The 7560-nt window shown below is 70.0% G+C and carries 9 protein-coding genes and 2 tRNA genes; 8 read left to right on the top strand and 3 right to left on the bottom strand.

Annotated features, from left to right (window positions below):
• The 8 genes from PLL68_RS02920 to PLL68_RS02885 all read left to right on the top strand — a co-directional run.
• A partial coding sequence (locus PLL68_RS02920) for a YlbE family protein (protein WP_324531493.1) occupies window positions 1-1084 on the top strand: 1084 nt, incomplete at its 5' end.
• 1 nt (window position 1085) lies between these two features.
• Window positions 1086-1952, top strand: a complete 867-nt coding sequence (locus PLL68_RS02915) for an oxamate carbamoyltransferase subunit AllH family protein (protein ID WP_324531491.1) — start codon at window positions 1086-1088, stop codon at window positions 1950-1952.
• Between the two features lie 15 nt (window positions 1953-1967).
• On the top strand, window positions 1968-2462 hold the full coding sequence (locus tag PLL68_RS02910; RefSeq protein ID WP_324531489.1) for a DUF1097 domain-containing protein: 495 nt from the start codon (window positions 1968-1970) through the stop codon (window positions 2460-2462).
• A 33-nt stretch (window positions 2463-2495) separates the two neighbouring features.
• On the top strand, window positions 2496-3431 hold the full coding sequence (locus PLL68_RS02905; RefSeq protein WP_324531487.1) for a carbamate kinase: 936 nt from the start codon (window positions 2496-2498) through the stop codon (window positions 3429-3431).
• Window positions 3432-3450: 19 nt separating this feature from the next.
• Window positions 3451-3996 carry a nucleoside deaminase gene (locus PLL68_RS02900; RefSeq protein ID WP_324531485.1) on the top strand — a complete coding sequence of 182 codons (546 nt, stop codon included), beginning with the start codon at window positions 3451-3453 and terminating at the stop codon, window positions 3994-3996.
• Entirely contained in the window at window positions 3993-4163 is a 171-nt protein-coding gene (locus PLL68_RS02895) for a hypothetical protein (RefSeq protein ID WP_324531483.1), read from the top strand. Before PLL68_RS02900 ends, PLL68_RS02895 begins: the two co-directional genes overlap by 4 nt.
• Before the next feature lie 100 nt (window positions 4164-4263).
• Window positions 4264-4572: a TraR/DksA family transcriptional regulator gene (locus PLL68_RS02890; protein WP_324531481.1), complete on the top strand. Its 309-nt coding sequence runs from the start codon at window positions 4264-4266 to the stop codon at window positions 4570-4572.
• Window positions 4566-5840: an NAD(P)/FAD-dependent oxidoreductase gene (locus PLL68_RS02885; RefSeq protein WP_502910651.1), complete on the top strand. Its 1275-nt coding sequence runs from the start codon at window positions 4566-4568 to the stop codon at window positions 5838-5840. The genes PLL68_RS02890 and PLL68_RS02885 overlap by 7 nt, the downstream gene beginning before the upstream one ends.
• A 60-nt stretch (window positions 5841-5900) precedes the next feature.
• On the opposite strand, the gene PLL68_RS02880 is transcribed toward PLL68_RS02885, so the two are convergent.
• From PLL68_RS02880 to gltX, 3 genes are all read right to left on the bottom strand, one after another.
• Window positions 5901-5973: transfer RNA gene (locus PLL68_RS02880), tRNA-Glu, on the bottom strand.
• A gap of 108 nt (window positions 5974-6081) precedes the next feature.
• Window positions 6082-6156 (bottom strand) — tRNA-Gln (locus PLL68_RS02875).
• Between the two features lie 121 nt (window positions 6157-6277).
• Window positions 6278-7560, bottom strand: a 1283-nt coding sequence (gene gltX, locus PLL68_RS02870; protein ID WP_324531477.1) for a glutamate--tRNA ligase, incomplete at its 5' end; no start/stop codon positions are given.

Raw genomic sequence — 7560 nt, 5'->3', positions numbered from 1 at the left:
CATGCGCGGTGCCGTGACGGGAGCCATCGTCTTCGAAGGACTTGCCAAGGACATCGAGGAGGCGGAGGAGGTCGCCGCCAGCGGCGGCGTCGTCTTCTCACCCTGCCACGAGCACGACTGCGTCGGGTCCATGGCCGGGGTGACGTCCGCCTCGATGTACATGCACATCGTCAAGAACGCCGTGCACGGCAACGTCGCCTACACCAACCTCTCCGAGCAGCTCGCCAAGATCCTTCGGATGGGCGCGAACGACCAGTCGGTCATCGACCGCCTCGTGTGGATGCGCGACGTCTTCGGACCGATGCTCAAGCAGGCCGTCGAGATCACCGGCGAGATCGACCTGCGCTCCATGCTGGCCCAGGCCCTCCACATGGGCGACGAGGACCACAACCGCAACATTGCCGGCACGCTGCTGTTCTTCCAGTCGCTGGCCTCGGCGATGCTGCAGACCGACTTCACGACCGAGCAGAAGAAGGAGGTCTTCGACTTCATCGCCTCGAGCGACTACTTCTCCGGCCCGACGTGGATGGCCGTCTCGAAGTGCGCCATGGATGCCGCGCACGGCGTCCCGAACAGCACCGTCGTCACGACGATGTGCCGCAACGGCACCGACTTCGGGCTGCGCGTCAGCAACTTCGAGGGCTTCCGGTGGTTCACCGGCCCGGCCCAGCAGGTCATCGGCCCGATGATGGGCGGCTACAAGCCCGAGGACTCCGGCCTCGACATCGGTGACTCCGCGATCACCGAGACGTACGGCATCGGCGGCTTCGCCATGGCCGCCGCCCCCGCGATCGTGCCGCTCGTCGGCGGCACCGTCGAGGACGCCATGAGCTACTCCAAGGACATGGTCGCCATCACGACCACGACCAACCCCAACCTGACGATCCCGGTGCTGGACTTCCGCGGGATCGCCACCGGGATCGACGTCGTCAAGGTCATCGAGACCGGTGAGCTCCCCATCATCAACACCGCCATCGCCCACAAGGAGGCTGGCATCGGGATGATCGGCACCGGCCTGGTCCACCCGCCGTTCGAGGTCTTCGAGAAGGCCATCGTGGCCCTCGCCGAGTCGATCACCGCGTGAGATGACGCACTTCCGCGGCCGCGCCGCCGACCGTGCCTGGCAACACCTGCCGGGCACGGCCGGCGGGGCCGCGGTCGACTCCTCCTTCGAGCACGCGCTCAACCTGCGCGTCCCGGGTGGCTTGCTCACCCTCGTCACCCGGGACGGCAGACCCGCACCCGGCGTGCTCATCACGGACGCGGCGACCCTGCCCAGGGTGGCCGCCGGGACCACGGCACGACGCGAGGGCAGCACCCTGGAGATCGGCCGCCTGACGGTGGGGCTCACCGGCTGCACTTTCTTCTCGTGCCGGGTCGCCCGGCTCCCCGCTGCCACCGCCACCGCAGGGAGTCCCCGGACCCGAGCACGCCAGGCCCTCGACGCGCTCGCCGCACCGGGCTCATTTCGCACCGGGACGCACGCGCAGGACTTCGAGCAGGCGATGAGCCGCCGACTGACTCACGGCGCCCAGACGTACCGGGGAGCCATCGGCGCAGCCTTGACCGGGGACCCGGACGGCCTCACACCGGCCGCGGCCGCCCTGATCGGGCTCGGTACCGGCCTGACCCCCTCGGGCGACGACTACCTCGTGGGCGCCCTGGCCGTCCTCACGCTGCACCCAGCCACCTCCACGCTCCGGCGACTTCTCGCACACGCCGTCACCGTGAAGGCCGACACCACGACTCCGGTCGGCGGCCACTACCTGCGGGCAGCCGCCGACCGGTGCTTCCACCACGACATCACGCGAGCCGCACGCTGCGCCGTCACCGGCTCCGACGACCTCGAGGCCGCCTTCGAGGCGGTCGCCGCGATCGGCTCGACCTCGGGGACCGACACGCTCACCGGCATCGTCGACACCCTGGACGCCCTCACCCCGACACATCTCTGAGACAAGGAAACTCACGTGAACCGCAACCTCGTACTCGCAGCCATCGTCACCGGCATCCTGTGCGGTGCCTGGGCGGGGCTGGCCCCGCTGGTGGGGCTGTCCATCTGGGCTGGCTTCGCCGGCTGCACCGCCTACTTCGCCCTCGGCACCCCCGGCCTGAAGGGACTTGCGCTCACCCTCTCGACGACCTTGGTCGGGATCCTCACCGCCCTGGGCATGATCGCCCTCGGCGACCTCATCGGCACGCCGGCCGGCACCGGCATCGCCGTCGGCGTCATCGTCGCCATCATCGTCCTGATGGGCGCCGTGAAGTGGCTCGCCTTCGTCCCCGGCATCTTCGTGGGCTGCTACTCGACCTTCGCCATCGACGCCGACTGGAGACTGCTCGCCTCCTCACTCGTCGCAGGGGCCGTCCTCGGCCTGCTGTGCCAGCGCGGCGGGGAACTTGCCGGCACGTTCTGGGGCCAGCCGGAGCAGGCCACCCCCGAAACCGCATCCGTACCCGTCTGAGACCTCACGACCTTCCCACCCCAGGAGAACACCATGCGTATCGTCGTCGCCCTCGGAGGCAACGCCCTCGCCAAGCGCGCAGAGCCCATGACCGCCGACCGTCTACGGGCAAACGTCAAGTCCACCTGCCAGGCGCTCGCTGAGCTGACCGCGGAACACGAGGTCGTCATCACCCATGGCAACGGGCCCCAGGTGGGCCTGCTCGCGCTGCAGAACCTGGCCTACCGGGACGTGGCCGCGTACCCGCTCGACATCCTCGGTGCCGAGACGCAAGGGATGATCGGCTACGTCATCCAGCAGGAGCTGTCGAACGCTCTGGTCGGCGGCCGGCCGGTCACCGCTCTCATCACCACCGCGGTCGTCGACAGCGACGACCCGGCGTTCAGCCACCCGACCAAGCTGATCGGACCCCAGTACTCACCCCAGGATGCCGCCGAGGCAGCCGCCGAGTACCGCAGGACGATCGCGCGCGACGGCACCATGTTCCGCCGCGTGGTTCCCTCCCCCACCCCGTTGCGCATCCAGCAGGCCGGCACCATCCGCCAGCTCCTGGACAGTGGTCAGCTCGTCGTGTGCGTCGGCGGTGGCGGTGTCCCGGTCCGCATCGACGAAAGAGGACGTGAGATCGGGATGCAGGCCGTCGTCGACAAGGACCTCGCCTCAGCAGCCCTGGCCGCCGAGCTGGACGCCGACCTCCTCGTCATGCTCACCGACGGCGACTACGTCAGCGAGAACTGGGGCACACCGCACCAGCGCGACATCCTCACCGCGTCTCCCGAGGCCATCGCCGAGCTCCCGTTCGCCGAGGGCTCCATGCAGCCCAAGGTCGATGCCGCGATCCGCATCGCCAAGGCTGGGGGCCGTGCCCTCATCGGGCCCCTCGACAAGCTGCCCGACCTGCTGGCTCGCCGAGTCGGGACCGAGATCCGCCCGGACGTCCCCGAGGGCATCGTCCACGTCGGCTCGTGAGCGGGACTGAGAGCCACTCATGAGCATCGAGGAGCAGGACCTCGTCCACCTCGCACGGTGTGTGGCCCTGGCCGAGGAAGCACTGGGTCAGGGCCACGCACCCTTCGGATCGATCCTCGTCGACTCGGAAGGACACGTGCTGTTCGAGGACCGGAACCGGGACACTGGCCTCTTCGGCACCCGGCATCCCGAACTCGCCATCGCCCAGTGGGCGGAGGCCAACATCCCCCGCCCACTGCGTGGTGTGCTCACCGTCTACACCTCCGGCGAACACTGCCCCATGTGCGCTGCAGCGCACGCCTGGGCGGGACTCGGGCGGATCGTGTTCGCCACCTCCACCCTCCAGCTGGTGGACTGGCTCACCGGGCTCGGATCCGCCCCCGGGCCGGTCGCCCCCCTGCGGATCACCGACGTCGTCCCCGACGCAGATGTCGACGGCCCCGCACCGGAGCTGGCGGAGGGTGTGCGAGCCCTGCACACCCGGCACCACGAGCGATTCCGTGAGGGTGGGAAGGCGACCCTCAATGGTCTTCTCCCCCACCCATGGCTATGGTCGGGGCCATGAGGCAGCAGGCGTTGCGTGACGGGGCCCACTGCCTCGACGTCACCCACCTGCCTGACCACGTGCCCTCCGGCGCAGCGCTGCTCGCGATCGCGCTCGGCGAGGAGGCCCGCGGCATCCGCGGGCTCGACGTCCTGCGTCGCAGCGTCGACCGCGCGCCGCCCGCCTGACCTTGACCCAGCCCCTCCCGGCTGTTCCGTCACCCTGACGGAGCGGCCGTTCCCCGGTCGCGCCCTTCGAGCGCGACGCTGACCTGTCAAGGACACCACCATGAACACCCCTGTCACTTTTGCGCGCCCTGAAGTACCTCCCGCCAGGGCGGATCACCTGCGAGGGCTCGAGGCCACGCTGGACGAGCAGTTCCGATCCATGCCGACCCTGCCGGCCGACGACGTCGCCGCGGCCCACCGCGCATCCGTCGAGCGCACCCTCCACGAGGTGCGCCTGGCGCTGCGGATGTACGCCGAGGGTCGGTACGGAACGTGCATCCGGTGCGCCGACCCCATCTCCGTGGTGCGGCTCGAGGCACGACCGTGGTCCACCCGCTGCATCCGCTGCGCCGACCTCGTCGGATGGTGACCCCTGGCGAAGGCGGCCGTCCCCGCCAGGTCGTCGTCGTCGGAGCAGGCATGGTGGGCCTGTCCACTGCCTGGTTCCTCCAGGACCACGGCATCGACGTCACCGTGATCGAACGCGGTGACGTCGCTGCCGGGGCCTCCTGGGGCAACGCCGGCTGGCTGACCCCCGGCCTGACGGCCCCGCTCCCCGATCCGGCCGTGCTCGGGCAGGGGCTGCGAGCGCTGCTCGACCCGTCCTCGCCGGTGGTCGTCCCCCGGATCCCGAGCCCGCGACTGCTGCGCTTCCTCACCGGGTTCGCACGCCACAGCACCACGCGGCGGTGGCGTGCCGGCATGAGCGCCTACCTGCAGGTGAACGCCATGGCCCTGGGCGCGTTCGACCGCCTGGCCGAGGGCGGGGTCAGCGAGCCGACCCACGAGGCGGACCCGTTCCTGGCCTGCTACCGCACCCCCGAGGACCGTCGGTTCCTGCTCGAGGAACTGGAACAGATGGCCGGCGCCGGTCAGGACGTCCGTTTCGACATCCTGACCGGTGAGGAGGCCCGGCGCTGCGAACCGGCGCTGTCGCCCACCGTCGGGGCAGGCATCCGGATCCACGGCCAGCGGTACATCCACCCGCCCCGGTTCATGGATGCCCTCGCCGCCTCCTTCCGAGCCCGAGGCGGGACGATCCTGACGGGAAGGACGGTCACCGGGCTCCAAGATCGCGGGGAGTCGGTCGAGGTGGCTGACGACACCGGGATCACGCATCGGGTCGATGCCGTGGTGGTGGCCAGCGGTGCAGAGCTCGGCGACCTGACCAGGGCGTTCGGGGTGCGACACCTCGTCCAGGCCGGCCGCGGGTACAGCTTCACCGTCCGCGCACGCCAGCTCCCGTCCGGGCCGGTGTACTTCCCCGCCCAACGCCTCGCCTGCACCCCTCTGCGGTCGCCCACCGGCGACCGGTTGCGCGTGGCCGGGACGATGGAGTTCCGCTCCCCCTCGGCTCCCCTGGACCGTGAGCGGATCGACGTCATGGCAGCCGCCCTGGCACCGCTCATGGACGGGCTGGACCTGCACGAACGGCAGGAGGAGTGGGTGGGGTCCCGCCCCTGCACCACCGACGGTCTCCCCCTCGTCGGCGGCACCAGGTCGCGTCGGGTCTTCGTCGCCGGCGGGCACGGCATGTGGGGCATCGTGCTCGGGCCGGTCACCGGGCAGCTCCTTGCCAGCCTCGTCGCAACCGGCCAGCTCCACCCCGCGCTGACCCCGTTCGACCCCACCCGCTGACCCGGCACCGCAGGCCGGAAAATGCCAAACCCCCCGGCGAACCGGGGGGTTTGGCTTTTGTAGCCCCGACGGGATTCGAACCCGCGCTACCGCCTTGAGAGGGCGGCGTGCTAGGCCGCTACACAACGGGGCCCTAGCGGTGCCGGAGCCTTGTGGGCCCGTGGCACGGAGAAGAACCTTACCGGGTGGCAGGGATTTCTCCGAATCGACGACCGTGAGCACGCATGTGCCTCGTCATCGATGGCTGGGGTACCAGGACTCGAACCTAGAACGGATGAACCAGAATCACCAGTGTTGCCAATTACACCATACCCCATGGGGTATGCCATCTGCCGTTGCCGCGAGGGCGTGGGCTTCAGGCGAACCGAGGCACGATCTTAGCGGGCACGTTCGCCAGCACCCAAATCGCCGACCGCCACACCGGCTCCGCGGCCACCTCAGAGGGTCGAGCGCAGGGCGTCCAACCGGGTCAACGTGGCCGTCTTGCCCAGGATCTCCATGGACTCGAACAGCGGCGGCGAGATCCGGCGTCCGGAGACCGCGGTGCGCAGCGGCGTGAAGGCGACCTTGGGCTTGAGCCCGAGCCCGTCGATGACCGCGGCACGCAACGCCGCCTCGATGGCCGGCGCCGTCCACGTCGACTCCGACGCCAGGACCCCGCTGTGCTCGTCGGGCAGCGCCTGGAGCGCCGTGGACGCCGCGTCGAGGACGCGCACGGCATCCTCACCCAGCTGGGCGCGGGCATCATCGGCGACGTCGACCATGTCGTCCGGGGCGAAGAACGGTGCGACCAACGCCCCTGCCTCGGTGAGGTGGGCGATCCGCGTCTGGATCAGGGCCGCGACCTCGCGCAGTCGCCCGAGCTCGCCCAGCGAGGGGTTGCCGCTGAGGATGCCGTCGGCCTCGAGGTAGGGCAGCAGACGCGAGGTGAAGTCGTCGAGCTCCAGGGCGCGGATGTGCATGCCGTTGAGCCAGTCGAGCTTCTTCAGGTCGAAGATCGGGCCGACCGGGTTGACGTCGGACCAGGAGAACCGGGCGGAGAAGTCCTCGAACGTGAAGACCTCCACGTCCTCACCCTCCGGGCCCTTGGCCGGCGGGTAGGCCAGCAGGGCGAGGAAGTTGACGAGGGCCTCGGGCAGGTAGCCCTGCTCACGGAACCAGGTGAGGCGAGCGGCGGGGTTCTTGCGCTTGGAGATCTTCGAGGAGTCCGGGTTGCGCAGCAGGGGCATGTGCGCGAACTTCGGCGGTTCCAGCCCGAGCCACTGGTAGAGCAGGATGTGCTTGGGCGTCGAGGAGATCCACTCCTCGCCGCGCACGACGTGGGTGATGCCCATCTCGTGGTCGTCGACGACGACGGCCAGGTGGTAGGTGGGGAAGCCGTCGGCCTTGAAGATGACCTGGTCGTCCGGGCGCGGTGCCGACACCGTGCCGCGGATGAGGTCGTCGAAGACCAGCGGGACGTCGTCGGGCACGAACATGCGCACGACGGGCGTCTCGGAGAAGCCGGGAAGCTCTGCCCGCTCCTGCTCCGTGAGCCCGTGGCACATGCGGTCATAGCCGGTCGGCTTCTTGTCCCTGGCCTGCGCCTCGCGCATCTGCGCCAACCGCCCCGGTGTGCACCAGCAGTGGTAGGCGTGGCCGGACTCGATCAGTCGATCGACGTAGGGCCGGTAGGTGTCGAGGCGCTCGCTCTGGCGATAGGGCTCGAAGGGGCCACCGA

Source organism: Ornithinibacter sp. (assembly GCF_035443565.1).
In the GTDB taxonomy this organism is placed as follows: domain Bacteria; phylum Actinomycetota; class Actinomycetes; order Actinomycetales; family Dermatophilaceae; genus Fodinibacter.
This window is presented reverse-complemented; position numbering and strand designations above follow the sequence as displayed.

Bases quoted from the DNA above. Each gene is read 5' to 3' on its own strand.
- PLL68_RS02900 (WP_324531485.1), top strand. From the start codon at position 3,451: ATGAGCATCGAGGAGCAGGACCTCGTCCACCTCGCACGGTGTGTGGCC.
- PLL68_RS02905 (WP_324531487.1), top strand. From the start codon at position 2,496: ATGCGTATCGTCGTCGCCCTCGGAGGCAACGCCCTCGCCAAGCGCGCA.
- PLL68_RS02885 (WP_502910651.1), top strand. From the start codon at position 4,566: ATGGTGACCCCTGGCGAAGGCGGCCGTCCCCGCCAGGTCGTCGTCGTC.
- PLL68_RS02890 (WP_324531481.1), top strand. From the start codon at position 4,264: ATGAACACCCCTGTCACTTTTGCGCGCCCTGAAGTACCTCCCGCCAGG.
- PLL68_RS02915 (WP_324531491.1), top strand. From the start codon at position 1,086: ATGACGCACTTCCGCGGCCGCGCCGCCGACCGTGCCTGGCAACACCTG.
- PLL68_RS02895 (WP_324531483.1), top strand. From the start codon at position 3,993: ATGAGGCAGCAGGCGTTGCGTGACGGGGCCCACTGCCTCGACGTCACC.